This is a genomic window from Stenotrophomonas sp. TWI700 (assembly GCF_039673645.1).
Taxonomy (GTDB): domain Bacteria; phylum Pseudomonadota; class Gammaproteobacteria; order Xanthomonadales; family Xanthomonadaceae; genus Stenotrophomonas; species Stenotrophomonas maltophilia_AA.
Genome location: NZ_JBDJMB010000012.1, coordinates 1 through 22,013, shown reverse-complemented (window position 1 = coordinate 22,013; position 22,013 = coordinate 1). Strand labels below are relative to the sequence as shown.

Annotated in this window: 21 protein-coding genes; 11 read left to right on the top strand and 10 right to left on the bottom strand. The window is 66.8% G+C overall.

Annotated elements, in window-relative coordinates:
• Positions 1-53: 53 nt before the first annotated feature.
• The 3 genes from ABE473_RS10765 to ABE473_RS10755 all read right to left on the bottom strand — a co-directional run bounded on the left by ABE473_RS10765 (position 54) and on the right by ABE473_RS10755 (position 2,745).
• Complete coding sequence (locus ABE473_RS10765) at positions 54-1,373, bottom strand: XVIPCD domain-containing protein (RefSeq protein WP_346489454.1); 1,320 nt, start codon at positions 1,371-1,373, stop codon at positions 54-56.
• Positions 1,370-1,990, bottom strand: a complete 621-nt coding sequence (locus ABE473_RS10760; protein WP_346489507.1) for a hypothetical protein — start codon at positions 1,988-1,990, stop codon at positions 1,370-1,372. Before ABE473_RS10760 ends, ABE473_RS10765 begins: the two co-directional genes overlap by 4 nt.
• A 455-nt stretch (positions 1,991-2,445) precedes the next feature.
• Positions 2,446-2,745 carry a hypothetical protein gene (locus ABE473_RS10755; RefSeq protein WP_346489453.1) on the bottom strand — a complete coding sequence of 100 codons (300 nt, stop codon included), beginning with the start codon at positions 2,743-2,745 and terminating at the stop codon, positions 2,446-2,448.
• A gap of 155 nt (positions 2,746-2,900) precedes the next feature.
• Between ABE473_RS10755 and ABE473_RS10750 the strand changes: the two genes are divergently transcribed.
• Positions 2,901-3,896 (top strand): GAF domain-containing protein, encoded by a 996-nt coding sequence (locus ABE473_RS10750; protein ID WP_346489452.1) that lies wholly within the window; start codon positions 2,901-2,903, stop codon positions 3,894-3,896.
• 44 nt (positions 3,897-3,940) lie between these two features.
• Here the strand turns inward: ABE473_RS10750 and ABE473_RS10745 are convergent, their stop codons facing one another.
• The 4 genes from ABE473_RS10745 to ABE473_RS10730 all read right to left on the bottom strand — a co-directional run bounded on the left by ABE473_RS10745 (position 3,941) and on the right by ABE473_RS10730 (position 7,654).
• Complete coding sequence (locus ABE473_RS10745; protein WP_346489506.1) at positions 3,941-4,171, bottom strand: DUF1653 domain-containing protein; 231 nt, start codon at positions 4,169-4,171, stop codon at positions 3,941-3,943.
• Positions 4,172-4,240: 69 nt separating this feature from the next.
• Entirely contained in the window at positions 4,241-6,025 is a 1,785-nt protein-coding gene (locus tag ABE473_RS10740) for an EAL domain-containing protein (protein WP_346489451.1), read from the bottom strand.
• A gap of 110 nt (positions 6,026-6,135) precedes the next feature.
• Positions 6,136-6,504: a response regulator gene (locus tag ABE473_RS10735; protein WP_121037386.1), complete on the bottom strand. Its 369-nt coding sequence runs from the start codon at positions 6,502-6,504 to the stop codon at positions 6,136-6,138.
• Complete coding sequence (locus ABE473_RS10730; RefSeq protein ID WP_346489450.1) at positions 6,497-7,654, bottom strand: ATP-binding protein; 1,158 nt, start codon at positions 7,652-7,654, stop codon at positions 6,497-6,499. The genes ABE473_RS10735 and ABE473_RS10730 overlap by 8 nt, the downstream gene beginning before the upstream one ends.
• 158 nt (positions 7,655-7,812) lie before the next feature.
• On the opposite strand from ABE473_RS10730, the gene ABE473_RS10725 reads away from it, so the two are divergent.
• The 4 genes from ABE473_RS10725 to ABE473_RS10710 are packed head-to-tail and all read left to right on the top strand — an operon-like array spanning position 7,813 to position 13,443.
• Positions 7,813-10,923, top strand: a complete 3,111-nt coding sequence (locus ABE473_RS10725; protein ID WP_346489449.1) for a response regulator — start codon at positions 7,813-7,815, stop codon at positions 10,921-10,923.
• On the top strand, positions 10,896-11,744 hold the full coding sequence (locus ABE473_RS10720; RefSeq protein ID WP_346489448.1) for a CheR family methyltransferase: 849 nt from the start codon (positions 10,896-10,898) through the stop codon (positions 11,742-11,744). The genes ABE473_RS10725 and ABE473_RS10720 overlap by 28 nt, the downstream gene beginning before the upstream one ends.
• Positions 11,744-12,328 carry a chemotaxis protein CheB gene (locus ABE473_RS10715; RefSeq protein WP_346489447.1) on the top strand — a complete coding sequence of 195 codons (585 nt, stop codon included), beginning with the start codon at positions 11,744-11,746 and terminating at the stop codon, positions 12,326-12,328. Before ABE473_RS10720 ends, ABE473_RS10715 begins: the two co-directional genes overlap by 1 nt.
• Entirely contained in the window at positions 12,325-13,443 is a 1,119-nt protein-coding gene (locus tag ABE473_RS10710; RefSeq protein WP_346489446.1) for a hybrid sensor histidine kinase/response regulator, read from the top strand. Before ABE473_RS10715 ends, ABE473_RS10710 begins: the two co-directional genes overlap by 4 nt.
• 48 nt (positions 13,444-13,491) lie before the next feature.
• Here ABE473_RS10710 and ABE473_RS10705 read toward each other — a convergent pair whose 3' ends face one another.
• Positions 13,492-13,671, bottom strand: coding sequence for a hypothetical protein (locus tag ABE473_RS10705; protein ID WP_346489445.1), 180 nt, complete (start codon positions 13,669-13,671; stop codon positions 13,492-13,494).
• 132 nt (positions 13,672-13,803) lie between these two features.
• Complete coding sequence (locus ABE473_RS10700) at positions 13,804-14,418, bottom strand: TlpA disulfide reductase family protein (protein WP_346489444.1); 615 nt, start codon at positions 14,416-14,418, stop codon at positions 13,804-13,806.
• A 190-nt stretch (positions 14,419-14,608) separates the two neighbouring features.
• Between ABE473_RS10700 and mntR the strand changes: the two genes are divergently transcribed.
• The 5 genes from mntR to ABE473_RS10675 all read left to right on the top strand — a co-directional run bounded on the left by mntR (position 14,609) and on the right by ABE473_RS10675 (position 18,428).
• The gene (gene mntR / locus ABE473_RS10695; protein ID WP_176988641.1) at positions 14,609-15,067 is read left to right on the top strand and encodes a manganese-binding transcriptional regulator MntR; all 459 of its coding nucleotides are present in this window, start codon (positions 14,609-14,611) and stop codon (positions 15,065-15,067) included.
• On the top strand, positions 15,060-15,584 hold the full coding sequence (gene tadA, locus ABE473_RS10690; protein WP_179458660.1) for a tRNA adenosine(34) deaminase TadA: 525 nt from the start codon (positions 15,060-15,062) through the stop codon (positions 15,582-15,584). The genes mntR and tadA overlap by 8 nt, the downstream gene beginning before the upstream one ends.
• Positions 15,585-15,684: 100 nt before the next feature.
• Positions 15,685-16,254 (top strand): oligoribonuclease, encoded by a 570-nt coding sequence (gene orn, locus ABE473_RS10685; protein WP_346489443.1) that lies wholly within the window; start codon positions 15,685-15,687, stop codon positions 16,252-16,254.
• A gap of 73 nt (positions 16,255-16,327) precedes the next feature.
• On the top strand, positions 16,328-17,197 hold the full coding sequence (locus ABE473_RS10680; RefSeq protein WP_346489442.1) for an EcsC family protein: 870 nt from the start codon (positions 16,328-16,330) through the stop codon (positions 17,195-17,197).
• A gap of 118 nt (positions 17,198-17,315) precedes the next feature.
• Positions 17,316-18,428, top strand: coding sequence for an alkene reductase (locus ABE473_RS10675; RefSeq protein ID WP_346489441.1), 1,113 nt, complete (start codon positions 17,316-17,318; stop codon positions 18,426-18,428).
• 146 nt (positions 18,429-18,574) lie between these two features.
• Here ABE473_RS10675 and ppsA read toward each other — a convergent pair whose 3' ends face one another.
• Positions 18,575-20,953: a phosphoenolpyruvate synthase gene (ppsA, locus tag ABE473_RS10670; protein ID WP_346477531.1), complete on the bottom strand. Its 2,379-nt coding sequence runs from the start codon at positions 20,951-20,953 to the stop codon at positions 18,575-18,577.
• Positions 20,954-21,096: 143 nt separating this feature from the next.
• Between ppsA and ABE473_RS10665 the strand changes: the two genes are divergently transcribed.
• Complete coding sequence (locus ABE473_RS10665; RefSeq protein ID WP_019184148.1) at positions 21,097-21,918, top strand: pyruvate, water dikinase regulatory protein; 822 nt, start codon at positions 21,097-21,099, stop codon at positions 21,916-21,918.
• The last annotated feature ends 95 nt before the right edge of the window (positions 21,919-22,013 follow it).

The window sequence follows — 22,013 nt, the reverse complement described above, 5'->3', positions numbered from 1 at the left end:
CAACAGCCATCCCGTCCCGGCGATGGCTGTTACGGTCGTGCCGTGGCGCGGCCTCACCCCATCATGGTGCGGCTGTTGCTCTGGACCTGTTCCTGGCTGCGCTCCTGTTGCTGACGCTGGCTGCTGGCCTGTTCTTCCACCTTGCGGCTGCTGTGTTCCAACGGCGTGTTCATGGCCAGCAGGGTGTCGACGGTGACGCGCAGGTGGGCCGGGTCGTTCTGGTTGCCCTGCACGGCGAAGGTGTTGGCCGCGTCGTTGCTCATCACCACTGTGTCGATGCGCTTGCCGCCTGCGGCGTGCATCTGCGCAGCCAGGCTGCCGGCGAGCTGGTCGCTGGACTGATCCGGGGTGCGGCCCACGCGGGTGTCCTGGGCATAGACGCCACGCTGTGCGTCGTTGAACAGGGGATTGCCCGGATGGCGGGCATCGTCCATGCGCAGACTGGTGTGGCTGTTCTGGTGTTTCTCAGCCTCGCGCCGGGCCGGTTCACCGGCCGGCAGCGGGCCGCGCAGGGTGTCGATCAGGTCTACCGCGCCACCGACCGTACCGCGCGATATGACGGTGGCCGCGCTGCGGCGTTCTCCGATGTCGTCGCGGTACTCGTCGATCATTCGGGCATTGGTGTTGGCCAGGGTCTTGGCCTGCTCCGAGCCCAGGACCGACCCGCTGTCGAGGAAGTTGCCCAGTTTGTGCGAGCCCAGCGATGCGGCGGCGGCGATCACGGGGCGATCCGGAATCAGCGCGTTGTACCTGCTGTTGCTGAAGCCGGAGGCCTCCAGGGTCTTGATTTCCTGGGGGCTGGCGTAGATGCGGACCTGGCCGTAATGCGGCGATGCGGCGCTGACCGGATCGGCGGCCATGACATGGTTGATCATCCTGTCGCCACCTTCGGGAATCCGGTAGTTCAGGCTGGCCGCGCCGAAGGCATTGAAGGTTTCGCCTTTGAGATCGAAGTGGTGCGCACTGATCTGGGCCAGGGTGCCGCCCAGCGAGTGGCCGGTGACGGTTACTTCCGGGGCGTGCCCAACGTCCTTGCCCTGTTTGATCGCATATTCCATGGCCCTCTCGGTCAGTGCGATCGCATCCTTGGCCTGCAGATTGGTGCGTCCAGTGACCATCGTGCCATCGGTAAGTACGGCATCGAGCAGGATCTGCTCGGTGCCGCGGTGCGATACCACGATCTCATTGGTGTCTACACGCTGGTAGACCGTGCCTTGATAGCCGTTGCGGGTGTTGTTGACATGTTCAAGCACCACGTACCGGTGGCCGTTGAGCGTGACCGGCTCTTCCTCGCCAGGTGCGCGACGTCCTACCGCTCGATCCTTGTACGCGTCATCGGAGATCGCCGCGTAATCCTGGCTGGGAATAGTCATTGTTTGGCCTCTTTGGCGGACAACGAGATCGAGAACAACGCGTTACGCAGTTCCGGCACGAATACGGTGGGATCTTCATTGCCCCTGGCCGGATAGTCTTCGATCGAGGTGATGCCCGATGGACCTTCCACGGGCGAGGCGCGCGGATAGTCCCTGGCCGGGTAGTGACGGGTCAGCGTATCGCCCGCAGTGAACCGGTCGGCATCGATGAAGGTGAGAAAACGGGTTTCCTCATGCGCACCGGTGGCCTTGAGCAGGGCACCCGTACCGCTGAATTTCCAGTGGCATACGCCACGCCCGTAGTAGTCCTCGTCCAGCATCCGGTCGAGGTAAACGGTGCCGTGGTACTCATCGTCGGCGACGCGCTTGAGCGCGAGCGGCTCCTGGCTGGTGATGCGCCCGGCGGTGCCGGTTTCCGGGTTGATGCGACCGCACTCTGCTTCGTTGGTGACGTCGTACTGCGCGACGCCTTCAATGCGTTCGAACGGGCCCGGGGCGTTGTGCAGTTTGAGGACCACATCAAATGCTTGGCGCGGCTGTGGATTGAGCTTGGCGAGACCGCGTCCGCCGTTTTCGACATCGGCCTCAGCGGCGGCGGTGGAAAGGTCTTGGCTCATGGTGTTCTCCGTACGGCTGCAGGCGGTGATCAGAAGGGTGACAAGGCAGATCTTGAGGACACGGTGCAAGGCCGGTCTCCGTTTGACAGGGGGGGAATGCGGCTGGGACGGTGCGGGGACGCCGCACAGAGCAGGCGGCAACGCGCAGGGAGCCGTTGCGCCAGCGTCGGGGGAATCCGTCTGTTCGGCGATGCCCGCGTACAGGGGGACGGTTCGCATGGCGACATGCGCCGCCGAGGCGGTGCGGACGATCAGGCCGAGCGTGTCGGGGGTCTGCAGGGAGCAGGGGGACATCAAGTCTCCGTTCCATGGTGACGAGGCCCGAGTATAGGGGGCGAGCGAGGGGGGATTTGTTCAAAATGCGCGAAATGCGTCGAAAATTTGACGGCCTTGTTCGCAAGGCCGGCATTACTCCGCACGGCAACCCATCAACGCCAGCAGCAGACTGCGGACCCTTACGGATACGGCCCGACCCGGAACGGCTGGGGTTCGGGGGACGCCGGCGGCAGGCGATCGCCGTGGACGCGGCTGAGAATCTCGTTGGTCCGGCGCTGTTCGGCCACGATCTGCTTGAGCAGGTCCTTGATCCCGAAGATGGCGAAGGGGACGAAGATCCAGAGCAGCCCGAGCAGCGCCCATAGGATCCCGACCAACACTGAAAAACCCTGACCCGTTGAGCCCATGAAGTACGTTCCTTGTTCTTGGCAGAGAGTGCATCCTGCGCCCGTCGGCGAAGCGATCAACACATCGATCACGACGAGCGGCGTCCGAATGATAACCGCTGCCGCTGTGGGCGCGTTCCGGCGGGCGGAGCAGCGTCCGCTCACGGCCAGTCTCGCTCATTCGTGCGACAATTTCGCTTCAAAGCCACCACCTGTCGATGGCTGCGCCAGGCCGCATAGGGGTTGTGATGTCTACCAGCACGGGCTTTCCAGCGCTCATCGGCTTTGATCTGCCCGGTCTCCCGGTCGGATCGGTGCCGTCGCGGGTGATCGTGACCGCACTTCTCGATGAAACGCCGCCCAGCGATTGGATGCGCATCCTGCACCGTCAGGCGTGGCCCTCCCTGCGCGTGGACCATGGCGTCGAGCAGATCCGCCTGGTCGGGCAGGGCATCCATTTCGTGGGCATCATCAAGGACGCGCGCGCGTTGTCGGCGGCCGTGCGTGGCCTGTTCAACGAGGTCAACGCCAAGGCGCTGGACCGCCGATTGGCGGCCATGGAGAACCCGCTGGAGGACGGCGGTCCGGGCTCGGCGCCAGTGGCGGAACCGACGGTCTCGACGGATCCACGCCTGGACGATATCGCGGCGCTGCTGGCGATGCCGGCCGTGCCGGGCATCCTGGAGCTGGCCAGTGCGATGACCGGCATGCGCTTCGTCGCGGTGGCGCGGGTGACTGCGGATCGCTGGACGGCCTGCGCCGTGCATGATCGCCTGGACTTCGGCCTGCGGCCGGGCGACGACCTCGTGCTGGAAACCACCATCTGCGATGAGATCCGCGAGCATCGCCATCTGGTCCAGTTCGACCAGGCCAGCACCCACCCGGTGTTCTCCCGCCATCCCACGCCTGCGCTGTACGGATTCGAGAGTTACATCTCGGTGCCGATGTTCCGCCGCGACGGTGGTTTCCACGGCACCCTGTGCGCGCTGGACCCGCAACCGTCCAAGCTCGACGCAGCCACGGTCAAAGCGTTCGAAGTCCTGGCGGGCGTCATCGGCGCGCATCTGGACGTGCCGGAGGCGGCCGTGGACGCTGGGCAGGACGTGGTCAGCGTGAGCGAGGCGCTGTCGCTGCTGTCGGGCCAGGTCGATGCCCTGGAGGCGGCGAGTCTGCCTGAGCCGTTCCGCGCGGTGACCGCGCGCCTGCGTGCACTGGTCGACGCGCGACAGACTGCGGCGAGCTGATCGCGCCGCAGCCGCGATGGGCGTCGCTGTCGCCGCTCAGCCGCTCATTCGACGCGCGCAAAGCGCGCCCGCCACTGGCCCTCCACCTCCACCTGCGCCACGAACATCTCGAACGGGCGCACCCACAGCCCGAAGTCCGTGTCCAGCGGCCGGTACAGCACCATCGGTGCCAGCGTTTCGCTGTGGCGCACGACGCCGATCACCTCGTAGTTGCCGCCCTTGAAGTGGCGGTAGTGGCCGGGCGGCAGGGTGGGCAGCGGGGCGAGATCGGACATGGTCGGCAGTGACTGGGGCGGGCCGGACATTATCGCGCGTGCTGCAGACTGCGTGGCGGCGTCGCAGCGTCAGCCCGCATCCGGCAGCGGACCGGCGCGGCAGGCGCTGACCAGCTGCAGCACCGCGTCGGGATGCATCGGGCGGGCGAGGTGATAGCCCTGCGCTTCATCGCATCCCCACAGGCGCAACAGGGACAGTTCGGCCTCGCTCTCCACCCCCTCGGCGACCGTGCGGTACCCCAGCTGCCGGGACAGCTTGATGATGGCTTCGACCTTCAGCCGCGCGGTACGCGAGCGCGCCAGTCCGGTGACCAGCGTCTGGTCGATCTTGATATGGCTGATCGGCACCTCGCTGAGGTAGCCGAAGTTGCTGTAGCCGCTGCCGAAATCATCGATGGCGATGCGCACGCCGGCGACGGCCATCTCCCGCAGCTGGGGTAGCGCTGCAGGATGGTGGTTGAGCCACTGCCCCTCGGTGATTTCGATCTCGACCAGGCCGGGTGCCAGCCCATGTGCGTCCAATCGTTCGGACAGCACGCTCCACACACACTGGTCGTCGAAGTCGCGCGGCGAGAGATTGAGCGACAGGCTGAACCCCGGCACGCTCTGCTGCCATTGCGCGGCCTGGGCCAGGGCGTGATCGATGACCCAGCGGCTGAGCGCAGGCATCAGCGCGGTGCGCTCCAGGACCGGAATGAACTCGCCCGGGCTGACCGGACCGAGCGTCGGATGGGTCCAGCGCAGCAGGGCTTCGGCCGAGACCGGCAGCCCGTCGATGAGATTGAATCGGGGTTGGTAGACCAGGCTGAACTGGTGCTGGGCCAGGCCGCGTCCGGCGTCCGAGGCCAGCCGGTAGCGACGGCGCAGTGCATCGTCGCGTTCCTGCGAGTACCAGCACAGGCACGCGTCGGTCTGCAGGGCGTGATGCATGGCGACCAGACACTTGCGGATCAGATCGGCCGCCTGTTCTGGAACGGCGCGGAAGTCGCAGACCCCGGCGTGGAACTGCGGGGACATCGGAATGCTGCCGGCCATCAGCGGCCGGCGCATGCGCACGCGCAGGCGATCAAGCAGGGCCTCAGTCTGGTCATGCGATTGCTCCGGCAGCAGGAAGGCAAACCGGGTCAGGCCCACGTGATACACCTGCGCGATATCGCGCAGCACATCCTGCACGCGCAGCGACGCCTGGCGCAGCAGGGTTTCTACCGGTTTCATGCCCAGCGCCTGGCCGGCATCGTTGGCGCTCTGCAGATCGAATACATCCAGCAGCACCGCCGTGAACGCGCGCGCCTCGCCGCCACGGGACAGGGCGTTGAGATCGGCCTGGAACTGCTGCCGGTTGGGCAGGCCGCTGACCTGCTCGCGGCGGCCCAGCGACATTTTCAGTTCCATCTGCGCGATCACCACACGTGACAGCGTCTGCAGCTGCAGCTGCTCTTCCGCGGACAGCCGGCGCGGCTCGCGGCCCATGATGCATACCGTGCCGAGCGCGATGCCCGCCTTGGTGATCAATGGGACGCCGGCGTAGAAACGCAGTTGTTCGGGACCGGTGACCAGCGCGTTGTCGGCGACGCGCGGGTCCAGGCGCAGGTCGGCCACCTGGAGCACGTCGGTGGCGCCCAACGCCAACGCGCAGATCGAGGCATGCCGCTCGTTACGGGTCAGCGCCAGGCCGACGCGCGAGATGATGTGCTGGTGGTCGGCATCGAAGATGGACACCAGCGCGATCGGCACGCCGAAGGTAAAGGCCACCAGTTCGGTGATCGGGTCCAGCGCCGTCCCCAATGCAGGGTCCATCACGTTGAGTGCTTCGATCAACGCGATCCGATTCAGATCATCAGTTCTGTCCTGCATGTACCGCACCCTGTTCCGACTTCACCGTCACTATCCGGGGTGGAATGCAGCACCGATGTGAAGCAGGGGCGACGCGGATGAAGCGTTCACGCTGCCGGCGGTGCGCCGGCTCAGCAGGGTGCGACGGGCGACTGCAGCAACGTCACCAGTTGGCGCAGGCGATACGGCTTGGGCAGGAACTCGACATGCTCGGGCAGCGGCGGCAGCTGCGAGCGTGCATAGCCGGAGGCCAGGATGATCCGCGCATTGGGCAGCACGTCGGCGACGTGCTCGCTCAGCTCCACGCCGCTCATGCCGTTGGGCATGCTGATATCGCTGAACACCACATCGAACCCGCCCGGATCCTGCATCAGGCGCAGCGCGGCCGGGCCGTCGTCGGCGGTGTGGATTTCGATGCCGAAGTCCTGCAGCGCCTGGCCGATCAGTTCACGCAGGTCCTGCTGGTCTTCGACCATCAATACGCGTAGGGGCTCAGACATGCTCGACTTCCTCAATGACAGGTAACAACAGGCGGACGGTGGTACCCCGGCCGGGGGCGGTTTGTACGTCGACGAAGCCGTCGCACTGGGAAACGAAGCCGAAGACCTGGCTCAGGCCCAGCCCGCTGCCCTTGCCGATTTCCTTGGTGGTGAAGAACGGCTCGCTGGCGCGCGCGGCGATGTCCGGGGGCATGCCATCGCCCTGGTCGGTCACCGAGATGGCGACATAGTGGCGGCGCATGGGCTGGGACAGATCCGGTGCCAGTCGCTGTTCGACCTCGGCCGTGATCGTGACCGTGCCGCCCTGGGGCATCGCTTCGCCACTATTGAGCACCAGATTCAGCACGGCGCTGTGCAACTGTACGCCATCGGTGACGATCGGGGGCAGATCCGGGGTTATGTCCAGCTGTACCTCGATGCCGGCCGGGCAGGCGCGAAGCAGCACGGGCAGGGCATCGCGCAGGAAATCCTGCACCACCACCGGCTCGCGCACCAGGGTCTGATCCGCGGAGAACGCAAGCAGTTGGCGGGTCAGCAAAGAGCCGCGGTCGGCGGCGGCCTGGGCGAGGTCCACCAGCTCCTGGGTGCGCCCGTCGGCGCGGGGGCGCAGGGCGATCAGGTCCAGCGCGTTGCCGATGGTGGTCAGCAGGTTGTTGAATTCATGGGCCAGGCCCCGGGTCAGCCGGCCGACATTGTCCAGCTGGCGCTGCTGCACGTGCGCGCGCTGCGCATCCTGCAGCAGGCGCTGGGCCTGGTAGCGCTCGGTGACATCCTGGGTGACCTTGACGAAGCCGAGCAGGCACCCGTCCTCGCGGACCGGCTCGATCACTTCGCCGGCCCGGAACCGCTCGCCGTTGCAGCGCACGCGCCAGCCTTCGCCGACAAAACGGCCATGGTCGCGGGCGTACTCGAGCGCCTGCTGGGGCACGCCCAGCTGCTGGTCTTCGGGGGTGTAGAACAGGCCGACGTGCTTGCCGATCACCGCTTCGGCGGAATAGCCCTTGACCCGTTCACAGCCGCGGTTCCAGCTGCAGATGCTGCCCTGCGTATCCAGCAGATAGATGGCGTGATCGCTCACGTTGTCGATCAACAGCTTCAGCTGCCGGCTTTCGTCGGCGAGCGGTGCAACGCTGGATACGGCCTGGACCACGACGGCTATCGACTCCCCCGATAAGGGACCGAACCGTAGGGGCCATGGTGTGAAGAAAGTGTCAAGAACGTGCGCCAAACGCGCTGACTTCTGGCGCTTAACACCCGTTTACCGCTCAGGTACCATCAGCCCCCTTTTTAGCTGAGCTGGAACACGGCATGAATTCTGCGCCTACCGCCCGTGACCGTTGGATCTGGCTTGCGTCGGCCGCCTTGATGGCGGCCACGCTGGGCACGGAGATGGTGGTGCCGCTGGGCTATGCGGTCTGGCTGACCTACTTCATGGCGGTCGGCATCACGCTGTTCCAGCGCCGCCTGGACGTACCCCTGTTGGTGGCGATCGGGTCCTGCATCCTGTTGGCGGTGGGCTACAACGTCGCGCCGGCCAGCAGCAATTCGGCGTTTTCCTTCGTCAACCGCAGCATCGGCGGCGTCGCCTTCCTCATGATGGCGTTGACCGTGATGAAGGCCATCGGCGCCCGCCGTGAAGCGGCCGATGCGCTGTGGCTGCAGGCCGGCGAGAACGTGGTCGGCACCAGCCTGCAAGGGGATCCCACCCCGCGTGAACTGGCCGAAGCAGCCATGCGCGCGCTGTGCGCGCAGCTCAATGCCGATGTCGGCGCGATGTACCGCCTGCAGGGCGAGCGGCTGGTGCTGGTCGGTGGCGCCGCGCTGCCGTCGCAGCTGCCGGAGACGCTGCCGGCGAATGCCGGGCAATGGGGCGAGATCATCCGTGAGGGCCGTGCCCGCCGGCTGGAGGACAGCGACAGCCCGCTGGATATCGACACCCCGCTGGGCCGCACCACCGTGCACCAGCGCCTGCTGGGACCGATCACCGCCGATGGCGTGGTGATCGGCGTCATCGAGCTGGGCCGTGCCGGCGTATCGCCCGCACGCAGCCTGGAGATGGCGCTGCTGCTGCAGTGCGCCGAGCCGATCGGCATCGCGCTGCGCGCGTCGCTGCTCAATGCCCAGCTGGTGGAACTGCTGGAGGAAACCCAGCGCCAGAGCGAAGAGCTGCAGACCCAGCAGGAAGAGCTGCGCGTGGCCAACGAGGAACTGGAGGAGCAGAGCCGCAGCCTGCTGCATTCCCAGGCCAACCTGGAGCAGCAGCAGGCCGAGCTGGAGCAGACCAATGTGCAGCTCGAAGAGCGTACCCACGAGCTGGAGTCGCGCCAACAGGCCCTGCTGCTGGCCCAGGCGCAGCTGGTGCAGAACAGCAACGAGCTGGAGGCCAGCTCGCGCTACAAGTCCGAATTCCTGGCCAACATGTCCCACGAGCTGCGTACGCCGCTCAACAGTGCGCTGATCCTGGCCAAGCTGCTGGCCGACAACAAGGACGGCACGCTGACCGCCGAGCAGGTCAAGTATGCCCAGGCGATCCACTCCTCCAACAACGACCTGCTGGCGCTCATCAACGACATCCTGGACCTGTCGCGGATCGAAGCTGGCCACGTCGAGCTGGTCGAGGAGAACCTGGCCGTTTCCAGCGTGCTGCAGCGGTTGAAGGAAACCTTCGAGCCGATGGCGGTGCAGAAGGGCCTGAGCCTGGAGATCAGCGCCGCGCCGGATGCGCCGAGCCAGCTGCTGGCCGACAGCCAGCGCCTGCAGCAGATCCTGAAGAACCTGCTGGCCAACGCGGTCAAGTTCACCGAGCACGGCAGCGTGTCGCTGAAGGTGCGCAGTGCCGGGGCAGGGCGGATCCAGTTCGCCGTGTCCGATACCGGCATCGGCATTCCCGACGAGCAGACCGCGGTGATCTTCGAAGCGTTCCGCCAGGCCGATGGCAGTACCCGCCGCCGTTATGGTGGCACCGGGCTGGGCCTGTCGATCTCGCGCGATCTGGCCGCCCGCATGGGCGGCAGCATCTCCGTTTCCAGCGAGCCGGGCCGCGGCAGCTGCTTCACCCTCGAACTGCCGCTGCTGGCTGACGGCAGCACCGGCAGTGCCCAGCACGTCGTGCACGACGTCCGCCCCGCGGCCGTCGCGGCGCCGGCGCTGCCCGCCGCCGCGCCGCTCGGCCGTGCACATGCCGGGTCGACGCCGTCGCCGGCGCCTGCGGCAAAGGTGATCGATGACCGCGGCCGTCGCAGCCGCGCGGGCCGGATGATCCTGGTGGTCGAAGACGATGCGACCTTCGCCAGCGCGCTGGTGTCGATGGCGCATGAACTGGACTTCGACTGTGTGGTCGCCGGCACCGCCGAGGAGGCGCTGGCCCTGGCGACCGAACTGCGGCCCAACGGCATCCTGCTCGATATCGGCCTGCCCGACGTCTCCGGGCTCAGCGTGCTGGAGCGCCTCAAGCGCGACCCGGCCACGCGCCACATCCCGGTGCACGTGGTGTCCGGGCTGGAGCGCTCGCAGGTAGCGATGGAGCTGGGCGCGATCGGCTATGTGATCAAGCCGGCCACGCGTGAGCGCCTGGTCGGGGCGATCCAGCAGCTGGAGGCCACCAGCCAGCGCGACATGCGCCGCCTGCTGATCGTCGAGGACGACAGTGAGCTGCGCTCCAACCTGCAGCTGCTGCTCGGCCGCGACCAGCTGGAGATCACCGCGGTGGGCACCATCACCGAGGCGATGGCGGAGCTGGCCGGATCGACCTTCGACTGCATGGTCACCGACCTGGCGCTGCCCGACGGCACCGGCTACGACCTGCTCGAGCGCATGGCCGGCAACGAGGCCGTGGCGTTCCCGCCGGTGATCGTCTACACCGGCCGCGCGCTGACCCGCGATGAGGAGCAGCGCCTGCGCCGCTATTCCAAGAGCATCATCATCAAGGGCGCGCGCTCGCCCGAGCGCCTGCTCGATGAAGTGACCCTGTTCCTGCACAGTGTCGAGGCCTCGCTGCCGACCGACCAGCAGCGCCTGCTGCGCGAGGCGCGCCGCCGCGATGCGGTGCTCGATGGCCGTACCGTGCTGCTGGCCGAGGACGACGTGCGCAACATCTTCGCACTGTCCAGCGTGCTCGAGCCGCTCGGCGTCACCCTGGACATCGCCCGCAACGGTCGCGAGGCGCTGGAGAAGCTGCGCCCGGAGATCGACCTGGTGCTGATGGACATCATGATGCCGGAGATGGACGGGCTGACCGCCATGCGCGAGATCCGCGCCGACAACCGCTGGCGTGACCTGCCGATCATCGCGCTGACCGCCAAGGCGATGCCCGATGACCGCGAGCATTGCCTGCAGGCCGGTGCCAACGACTACATCGCCAAGCCGATCGACGTGGACAAGCTGGTCTCGCTGTGCCGTGTGTGGTGCTCGCGCCGATGAACGAAACGGAGTTGTTCGACCTGGAGCTGAAGGTGTTGCTGGAGGCGGTCTACCAGCGCTACCACTACGACTTCCGTGACTACGCACTGGCGTCGCTGCGGCGGCGGATGCGGCATGCCATGGCGCGCTTCGACTGCCCGACCATGGGCGCGCTGCAGCACCGGCTGCTGCACGAGCCGGACACGTTCGCCCAGGCGATGCAGTACTTCACCGTGCAGGTCTCGGAGATGTTCCGCGACCCGCCGTATTTCCGGGTGCTGCGCGAGCATGCGGTGCCGGTGCTGCGCACGTATCCGTCGATCAAACTGTGGATCGCCGGCTGCAGCACCGGCGAAGAGGTCTGGTCACTGGCGATCCTGCTGCATGAGGAAGGCCTGCTCGACCGCGCGATCATCTACGCCACCGACATCAATCCCGAAGCGCTGCAGGCGGCCGAGTCCGGCGCTTTCGCGCTGGACCGGCTGGCGCAGTTCAGCCGCAATTATCTGGCCGCCGGCGGCACCGGATCGCTCTCCGACTACTACAGCAGCGGCTACGGCAGCGTGGTGTTCGACCGTCGCCTGAAGCGCAACATCGTGTTCGCCGACCACAGCCTGGCGACCGATACCGTGTTCTCGGAAGTGCACCTGGTGTCCTGCCGCAACGTGCTCATCTATTTCCAGCGGCCGCTGCAGGATCGTGCCATCGGCCTGTTCCATGAGGCGCTGGTGCACCGGGGCTTCCTCGGCCTGGGCAGCAAGGAGTCGCTGCAGTTCGGCGCGCACGCGGACCTGTTCGAAGCCTGTGCGCGCGAACAGCGCCTCTACCGGAAGCTGGCCTGATGAGCGCGGCATCGCAACGCAGCCGGTTCGACCTGGTGGTCGTCGGTGCGTCGGCCGGCGGCGTCAGTGCGCTGCAGGCCCTGTTGTCATCGCTGCCGTCGGCGCTGGCGCTGCCGGTGCTGGTGGTGCTGCATCTGCCGCGCGACCGCCCCAGCCGCATCGCCGACCTGCTCGACGCCGGCTGCCCGTTGCCGGTGCGCGAAGCCGAGGACAAACAACCCCTGCAGCCCGGCACGGTGACGTTTGCGCCGCCGGACTACCACCTGCTGGTCGAGGACCGCACCACGTTGGCGCTGTCGGTGGATCCGCCGGTGCTGTTCTCCCGCCCCGCGATCGATCCCCTGTTCGAAAGCGCTGCCGATGTGTTCGGTGATGGCGTGCTGGCGATCCTGCTCACCGGGGCCAGTACCGACGGCAGTGACGGTGTTGCGGCCGTGCGCCACGCAGGCGGCGAAGCCTGGATCCAATGCCCTGAGGAGGCCTATTCCTCGATGATGCCCGCCTCGGCCCTGGCGCACGCCGGTGCCGATGCGGTACTCCCGCTCACCTCCATCTGCACGCGTATGAAAGGTCTTACCCGATGAACCTGATCGAGCCCGCCGGGTCGACTGCCACCACCGATTGCGTGAAGCTGCTGATTGTCGATGACATTCCGCAGAACCTGGTCGCGATGGAAGCGCTGCTGCGTCGCCCGGGCCTGGAGATTCTGTGTGCACCCTCCGGCGCCGAGGCGCTGGAACTGCTGCTCGAGCATGAAGTCGCGCTGGCGCTGCTGGACGTGCACATGCCGGAGATCGACGGCTTTTCGCTCGCCGAACTGATGCGGGGCTCGCAGCGCAGCCGCGATGTGCCGATCATTTTCCTCACCGCCTCGCCGAACGACCCCGTGCGCGCGTTCAAGGGCTACGAAACCGGGGCGGTCGATTTCCTGCACAAGCCGATCGAGCCGCAGGTGATCATGAGCAAGGTCAATGTGTTCATCGAGCTCTACCAGCAGAAGCAGCTGCTCAAGACGCGCAACGAGGCGCTGGAGCATGCGCTCATGCTCAACGAAACGATGATGGCGGTGCTCACGCACGATCTGCGTACGCCGCTGGCCTCCATTCTGTTGTGCGCCGACAAGCTGGCGCTGGACCTGCCCGACGACAGCCAGGTCCAGCGCACGCTCGGCCACCTGGAGAACAGTGCCCAGCGCATGGCCCGGATGGTGGAACAGCTGCTGGACTTCTCGAAGATCCGTACCGGCGGGTTGCGCCTGTACAGCACCGAGTGCGATCTGGCCGACGTGGCCGCAACGGTCGTGGCCGAGATCGGGCGCGCGCATCCGCAGGCGCGCATCGAGCTGCAGGTCCAGGGCGATGCCCACCTGCAGGGCGATCCGGATCGGCTGGCGCAATTGTTGTCCAACCTGATCGGCAATGCGGTGCTGCATGGCGGCGATGCGCCCGTGCTGGTTCGCCTGGAGGGTGAGCGCAGCGCGCCGCTGCGCCTGCAGGTGCGCAATGCCGGGCAGATTCCCGAGGCATTGCTGCCGCGTCTGTTCGAGCCGTTCAAGGCCAGTTTCCACGACAGCCGCGGGCTGGGGCTGGGATTGTTCATCGCCAGCGAGTTCGCGCGCGCGCATGGCGGCACGCTGGTGGCCGCGAACCAGGACGGCACGGTCCTGTTTGAAACCCTGCTGCAGCGCAGGCCGCGCTGATCGCGGCGGAACCATCCCGGCAGTGTGCCGGGATGGTCGAGTGCTTGTTTACAGCGGATCGCAGCAGATATGCACGCCGTGCCCGCCATAGGTGCAGTTCGGCTGCTCGGCACACCCCGCCAACGGCGTGGGCTGGCTGGAGGTGGCCAGCGCTTGGCTGGAGGCGAACGCCAATGCGCAGACAACGGCGATACCACCAAAGACCGAGACGAGCTTCTTCGACTTCATGGTGCTTCTCCTTGAGTGGATGAGACGGATGCAGCGGGTGGTGCGCGAAGCGGTTGACGAAACTGCCGATCCGCGCCCGGGGACGGGGGCGGAGAGACCTGGGGGCGCCGTGCACGGGCGGCGCCTGGAGGGTCAGCCTGCCGGCGGCGGCACCGCGCTGCGCGCGGCGTTCACCACGAACGCGCCGGTGATCGCATTGACCGAGCTGTCCTTGAGTTGGCCCACGTACCGATAGATCACTTTGCCGTCCTGGATCACCACCACCATCGGCACCATCGTGGCGCTATAGCGCTGTGTGATCCGGTCATCGGTATCGTTCACCACCGGGAAGTGGAAGCCGTGCTGGCGTGCGTAGTCCGCGGCGGTTTCATGGGGCGGCAGGCTGACACCGACCATCTCGAAGGCGCGGTCGCCGTTGTTGCGGCCGGCGGCGTCCAGCGCCTGGATCTGCGGTACCGAGGCGAGGCAGAACCTGCAGGCAGGGGAGAAGAAATACAGGACCTGGCGGCCGCTGGCCGGGCCGGCCAGGGTCAGCGCCTTGCCGTCGAGTGCGGTGGCGTCGAATGCTTCCGGCCGGGCGCCTTCGGGCAGGCCGTGCACGGCTTTGGAAATCTGTTCGACCTTGCTCACCAGCACGGCCTGCTGCTGGCGGAGCTGGCGGTTCTGCACGGCCAGCGCGGTCATCAACGCGGCGAGGACGACGATCAGAGCGAGGGGGCCGTACTTCCGTAGTGCGGATGCGTCCATGCTGCTCCTTGGCCTTCGGCCGGGTCCATGGCTGAGTAGGTGGGGTATATATCCGGCAACAAAAATCATTTGTCAAACACGATCGGGGGCGTGCCGCACCCGCCGGACCGCCCCGGCCAGTCGCAAACCCCCGTGAGGTAAACTGTCCGGGCGCCGCAGCCCTTCGCCGCCGGCCATTGCTGGAGCCACCATGCCGTCGTCGAGCCGTAAAGCCACCACGCCCCTGATCGATGCCCAGGTGCACGTCGAGGGCTTCGTGCAGGTGCGCGAGGCGCGCCGGTCCGAGCTGGTCGAGGATTATGTGGAGCTGATCGCGGACCTGATCGCTGATGGCCGTGAGGCCCGCCAGGTGGACATCGCCAGTCGGCTCGGGGTGGCGCAGCCGACGGTCGCCAAGGCGCTCAAGCGCCTGGTCAAGGAGGGCTGGGCGATCCAGCGACCGTACCGTGGCGTGTTCCTGACCCCGGCCGGCGAGCAGCTGGCGGTGGAGATGCGTGCCCGCCACCAGACCGTGGAGCAGTTCCTGCTGGCATTGGGCGTGGACGCCGACTCGGCGCGCCGCGACGCCGAAGGCATCGAACACCACGTCAGCGAGGCCACCCTGGCCGCGTTCGAGGCATTCGTGCGCAAGGCCAACGGCCATGGTTGAGCGCCTCGCGCCGCCGCCCCCGCTGGGCGTGCCGGTGCACGACCAGGATGAGCACTGGATGCGCCATGCACTGGGCCTGGCCGAGCGTGCCGAGCGTGAGTTCAACGAGATTCCGGTCGGCGCGGTGCTGGTCGGTGCCGATGGCACCGTGCTCGGCGAAGGCTGGAACCTCAACATTGCCGACCACGACCCCAGCGCGCACGCCGAGATCGTGGCGATGCGGCAGGCGGGCAGGGCGCTGGCCAACCACCGGCTGATCGGCAGCACGCTGTACGTCACCCTGGAGCCGTGTGCGATGTGTGCCATGGCGATCGTGCATGCACGCGTGGCGCGGCTGGTGTATGCGGCGACCGACCCCAAGACCGGTGCCTGCGGCAGTGTGTTCGACCTGATCGGCGACCCGCGGCACAACCACCGTGTCGAGCTCCACGGCGGCGTGCTGGCCAAGGATGCCAGCACCCGCTTGACCAACTACTTCCGCGCCAAGCGCGGCAAGCCGCCGCTGCTGCTGGAGTAAGGGCGCCGCAGCGACAGGCTCGTGACGCGTTGGCGGTATCATGTGGGCCTTATCCATTCCCGGTCGCGGCGCAGGCGGCGACCCAGCACAAGGCGAACACATGGCGGACAACGGCGCAGAAGGCGAGCGACTGATCTGGATCGATCTGGAAATGACCGGTCTGGACACCGACAACGATGCCATCATCGAGATCGCCACGGTGGTGACCGATGCGCAGTTGAACGTGCTGGCCGAAGGTCCGGAGTTCGCGATCCATCATCCGGTCGAGCGGCTGGAGGCCATGGACGAATGGAACCGCAACCAGCATCGCCGATCCGGCCTGTGGCAGCGCGTGGTCGACAGCAGCGTGACGCTGGGCCAGGCCGAGGCGCAGACCATCGCGTTCCTGCAGCAGTGGATCAAGGCGGGCGCCTCGCCGATGTGCGGCAATTCGATCTGCCAGGATCGTCGCTTCCTGCACCGTGAAATGCCGCGCCTGGAGAAGTACTTCCACTACCGGAACCTGGACGTCTCCACGGTCAAGGAACTGGCCAAGCGCTGGGCCCCGGGCGTCGCCGCCGGCGTCGGCAAGACCGCCAGCCATACCGCGCTGAGCGACGTGCACGATTCCATCGCGGAGCTGCGCCATTACCGGCAGTTCATGGGCGCGCTGTCGGGCCTGCCGGCCTGAGCCCACCGGGGCATTCAGCCACCGGCAGGCGAGGCAACAAGCGCTAGACATCGGCGGCGCTATGATCGCGGCCATGAACGCCATCACCTCGCCGCAACCGCCGCCGCTGTCGTCCTCGATCCTGCCGACCTCCCAGGATTGGCGCGACCTGCAGCGTGCGGTGGACCTGCTTGAATCGCCCACGCTGACTGCCAAGATGGCGAACCTGATCGGCTCGCCGCTGGAGTTCGCGGTCAAGCGGCTGCCCGATTCGGTATCGCGCCGCATCCATGGCGCGGTCGAGGCGGCGTTGTTCAAATCCGCCCAGGCGGCGTTGTGGACGATGGACAACACGCCCGGCAAGGCGGCGTCCACGCGCTGGCACAAACTGGCGGCGGCCACCTCCGGTGCGGTCGGCGGCGCGTTCGGGTTCACCACGCTGTTCATCGAACTGCCGGTGTCGACCACGATCATGATGCGCTCGGTCGCCGACGTCGCCCGCAGCGAGGGCTTCGACCTGCGTGACATGAGCACCCGGCACGCCTGCCTGGAAGTGTTCGCGCTGGGCGGCAATTCGGGCAAGGACGACGCCAGCGAGACCGGCTACTACGTCACCCGTGGCTTCACTGCCGAGGTGATGCGCCACCTCTCTGCCGAGCTGGCCGGGCGCGCGGTCGGCGGCAGCCCGGTGATGATCGGGCTGACCCCGAAGGAGGCCGGCAAGTGGCTGGCCAAGCTCGTGGAGAAGGTCGCCGCGCGCTTCGGCGTGGTGGTCACCGAGAAGTTCGCCGCGCAGGCGGTGCCGATCGTGGGGGCGGTGGCCGGTGCAACGCTCAACACCATGTTCACCGACTACTACCAGGACGTCGCGCGCGGGCACTTCATCGTGCGCCGGCTGGAACGTACCTATGGCTACGAGACCGTGCGCGCGGCCTACTCGATGCTGGCGGCCGAGCGTACCTGATCGATCGTTGCACGGGCGGCACAACTGTTTTGCCGCGGCAGGGCTGTTGAGCGGGCAGCGCGGTCCCCATCCTTGTCGGCATCACCGCTTCGGCGGCGCCCCCCGATCAAGGATTCCCATGCTGTTCTCCCCCTACACCCGTGGCGCGTTGACGCTGCCCAACCGTATCGTGATGCCGCCGATGACCCGTTCGCGGGCCGGTGCGGGCAACGTTGCCACGCCGCTGATGGCCGAGTACTACGCCCAGCGCGCCTCGGCCGGCCTGATCGTCAGCGAAGGTACCCAGATCAGCCAGCAGGGCCAGGGCTACGCCTGGACCCCGGGCATCCATGACGAGGCCCAGATCGCCGGCTGGCGCGGCGTCACCGACGCGGTCCACGCGGCGGGTGGCCGCATCGTCGCCCAGCTCTGGCATGTCGGCCGCGTCTCGCATGTGGCCCTGCAGCCGGGTGGCGCCGCACCGGTATCCTCCTCGGCGCTGCTGGCCGAGGGCGTCAAGGTGTTCGTCGATCCAGAAGGGCGCGGCCCGCAGAGCGGCGTCGGCGAGATGGTGCAGCATTCGATGCCGCGCGCATTGGCCATCGATGAGATCGCCGGGATCGTGCGCGACTACGCGGCCGCCGCGCGCAATGCGATCGCGGCAGGCTTCGATGGCATCGAACTGCATGGCGCCAACGGCTACCTGATCAACCAGTTCATCGACTCGCAGGCCAACCAGCGCACGGATGCCTACGGTGGCGCGCTGCAGAACCGCCTGCGCTTCCTGCGCGAGGTGACCGAAGCGGTGGCTGCGGAGATCGGTGCCGAGCGCGTCGGCGTGCGTCTGGCCCCACTGACCACGCTGCAGGGCGCGGTGGACGACACCCCGCAGGCGACCTACCTGGCCGCCGCGCACCTGTTGGACCGGATCGGCGTGGGCTACCTGCATATCGCCGAAGCCGACTGGGAGGACGCGCCGGTGATGCCGGTGGCCTTCAAGGAAGCGCTGCGCATGATCTACCGGGGCACGCTGATCTACGCGGGCAAGTACACCGTGGCGCGTGCGGAGGAAGCGCTGGCCAAGGGCTGGGCCGACCTGATCGCGTTCGGCCGGCCGTTCATCGCCAACCCGGACCTGCCGGATCGCCTGCAGAAGGGCCTGCCGTTGAATCCGTCGGACAAGGCGACGTTCTTCGGGGGCGGGGCGGAAGGGTTTACCGATTACCCCGTAGCCGAGACCGCCGAAGCCTGACGGGTAGTGCCACGCCATGCGTGGCAACGCGGACCTTCCGGGATCTCGATGCCCAACGAAAGGCAGCCACGCATGGCGTGGCTCTACGCGCGAAAACAAAACCCCGCCTGAGCGGGGTTTTGTTCTTCATCTCACTGCCGAAAGGATCAACCCTTGGCTTTGAGCTTGGCCAGACGCAGCCAGGTATCCACCACGGTGTCCGGGTTCAGCGACACCGATTCAATGCCTTCCTGCATCAGCCACTCAGCCAGATCCGGATGATCGGACGGGCCCTGGCCGCAGATGCCGACGTACTTGCCCTTGGCGCGCGCGGACTTGATCGCCATCGACAGCAGCTTCTTCACCGCCGGGTTCCGCTCGTCGAACAGGTGCGCGACGATCGAGGAATCGCGGTCCAGGCCCAGGGTCAACTGGGTCAGGTCGTTGGAGCCGATCGAGAAGCCGTCGAAGATCTCGAGGAACTCATCGGCGAGCAGTGCGTTGGACGGCACTTCGCACATCATGATGATCTTCAGGCCGTTTTCGCCCTGCTTCAGGCCATTCTGTTCCAGCACCTCGACGACCTTGCGGCCTTCTTCCAGCGTGCGCACGAACGGGATCATGACCCACAGGTTGTCCAGGCCCATCTCGTTGCGCACGCGCAGCACGGCCTGGCATTCCAGCGCGAAGGCGGCCGAGAAGCTCGGGTCGACGTAACGGCTGGCGCCGCGGAAGCCGATCATCGGGTTCTCTTCGTGCGGCTCGTAGTTGCTGCCGCCGATCAGGTTGGCGTACTCGTTGGACTTGAAGTCCGACAGACGCACGATCACCGGGTTCGGGGCGACCGACGCGGTCAGCGTGGCGATGCCTTCGGCCAGGCGGCCCACATAGAAGCTGACCGGATCGGCGTAACCGGCGATCTTTTCGTCGATCTTCTTCTTGGTCGCCGCATCCTGGCGGTCGTACTCCAGCAGCGCGTTCGGGTGGATGCCGATGTGGCTGGCGATGATCATTTCCAGACGGGCCAGGCCGATGCCGGCGTTCGGCAGCTGGCCGAAGTCGAAGGCACGTTCCGGGTTGGCCACGTTCATCATGATCTTCAGCGGCGCGGGCGGCATGTTGCCCAGGTCCGTGGTGGTGCGCTCGAATTCGAGGATGCCGTCGTAGATGAAGCCGGTGTCGCCCTCGGCGCAGCTGACGGTCACCTCCTGGCCATCCTGGATCAGCTGGGTCGCGTTGCCCGAGCCGACCACGGCCGGTACGCCCAGCTCACGCGCGATGATCGCCGCGTGGCAGGTACGGCCGCCGCGGTTGGTCACGATGGCCGAGGCGCGCTTCATCACCGGCTCCCAATCGGGATCGGTCATGTCGGCGATCAGCACGTCGCCGGGCTGCACGCGCGCCATGTCGTCCAGGGTACGCACCACGCGGGCGGTACCGGCACCGATCTTGGCACCGACGGCGCGGCCTTCGGCCAGCACCTTGCCGTCCTTCTGGTTCAGTGCGAAACGTTCGATCTGGGTGGCATGGCCACGCGACTTCACCGTCTCCGGGCGCGCCTGCACGATGAACAGCTTGCCGCTGACGCCGTCCTTGGCCCACTCGATATCCATCGGGCGGCCGTAATGCTTTTCGATCACCAGCGCCTGCTTGGACAGTTCCTGCACGTCCTCATCGCTGATCGAGAAGGTGTTGCGCAGCTCGGCCGGGGTGTCTTCGATGCGCACGCGCTCACCGGGGACATCCGAATACACCATGCGGATCGCCTTGCTGCCGAGCGAGCGGCGCAGGATCGCCGGCTTGCCCGCGCTCAGGGTGGGCTTGTAGACGTAGAACTCGTCCGGGTTGACCGCACCCTGCACGACCATTTCGCCCAGGCCGAACGAGGAGGTGACGAACACCACGTCGCGGAAGCCGGACTCGGTGTCCAGGGTGAACAGCACGCCGGACGAACCGACGCCCGAGCGCACCATCAGCTGCACGCCGGCGGACAGGAACACGTCCTCGTGCTTGAAGCCGTGGTGGACGCGGTAGGCGATCGCGCGGTCGTTGTAGAGCGAGGCGAACACTTCCTTGACCTTGAGCACGACATCGTCGGCGCCGGTCACGTTGAGGAAGGTTTCCTGCTGGCCGGCGAAGGACGCATCGGGCAGATCTTCGGCGGTCGCCGAGGAACGCACCGCGACCGCGACGTCGCCGCCGCCGTTTTCGCTGCACAGCTTGGCGTAGGCGGTACGGATGTCCTGGTCCAGCGCCGGGTGAAGCGGGGCATCGATCACCCAGCCGCGGATTTCCTTGCCGGCGATCGTCAGGGCACCGACATCTTCCACGTCCAGCGTGGCCAGCTTGTCGAAGATGCGCTTGGACAGATCGTTATGGGCGATGAAGTCCTTGAAGGCTTCAGAGGTGGTTGCGTAACCGCCGGGGACAGACACCCCCAGACCGGCCAGATTGCCGATCATTTCGCCAAGCGACGAATTCTTGCCGCCTACGCGGGCCAGATCGGCCAGGCGCAGTTCGTGCAACCACAGGATGTTCTCGTTCAAGCGCGATGCTCCGTTTGGCCATCGCCCGAGGCGGGCTGGATGGCCACGTCCGTAGGAAGAAGCCGATATGATGCCGGGCAGACCGCTGTCGGCACAAGCTTGTATCGACAGCCTTTTTAAGCTTCGGAGGGGGTAAAAGCCGTATGTCGACGATCCGTCCGGTGTTCTACGTGTCCGATGGAACCGGTATCACCGCTGAAACCATTGGGCATAGCCTCCTGACCCAGTTCTCCGGGTTCAGCTTCATCACCGACCGAATGTCGTTCATCGATGATCCGGAAAAAGCGCGGGAAGCCTGTGAAAGGATCCGTGCAGCGGGGGAGCGGTACCAGGTTCGGCCCATCGTGGTCAGTTCCTGCGTGGACAGCGGGCTGAGCATCATCCTGGCCGAAAGCGGCGGGTTGATGCTGGACGTGTTCGCCCCCTTCATCGAGCCGCTGGAGCGCGAACTGGCGGTCAACCGGCATTCCCGGGTCGGCCAGGCGCACGGCATGGTCGACTTCGAGACCTACCACCGGCGCATCAACGCGATGAACTTCGCGCTGACCCATGACGACGGCATCGCCATCAACTACGACGATGCCGACGTGATCCTGGTGGCCGTGTCGCGGGCCGGCAAGACCCCCACCTGCATCTACCTGGCCCTGCATTACGGGGTCCGCGCGGCCAATTACCCGCTGACCGACGAGGATCTGGAGCAGGACCGGCTGCCGCCCCGGCTGCGTCCGTACCGCAAGAAGCTGTTCGGCCTGACCATCGACCCGGACCGTCTGCAGCAGATCCGCCAGGAGCGCCGCCCCAATTCGCGCTACGCCAATCTGGAGACCTGCCGCCGCGAGGTCGCCGCGGCCGAGACCATGTTCCGGATGGAGCGGATCCCGACCCTGAGCACCACCCACACCTCGATCGAGGAAATCTCGAGCAAGGTGCTGGGCACGCTGGGGCTGCAGCGCGAAATGTACTGATTCGGCACGCGAATCAGTACGCGCATTGCACCTCTCCGGGGGAGCGGTAGTGCCGGCCGCTGGCCGGCTCCTCCAGATGCCGGACCGCCCTGCCA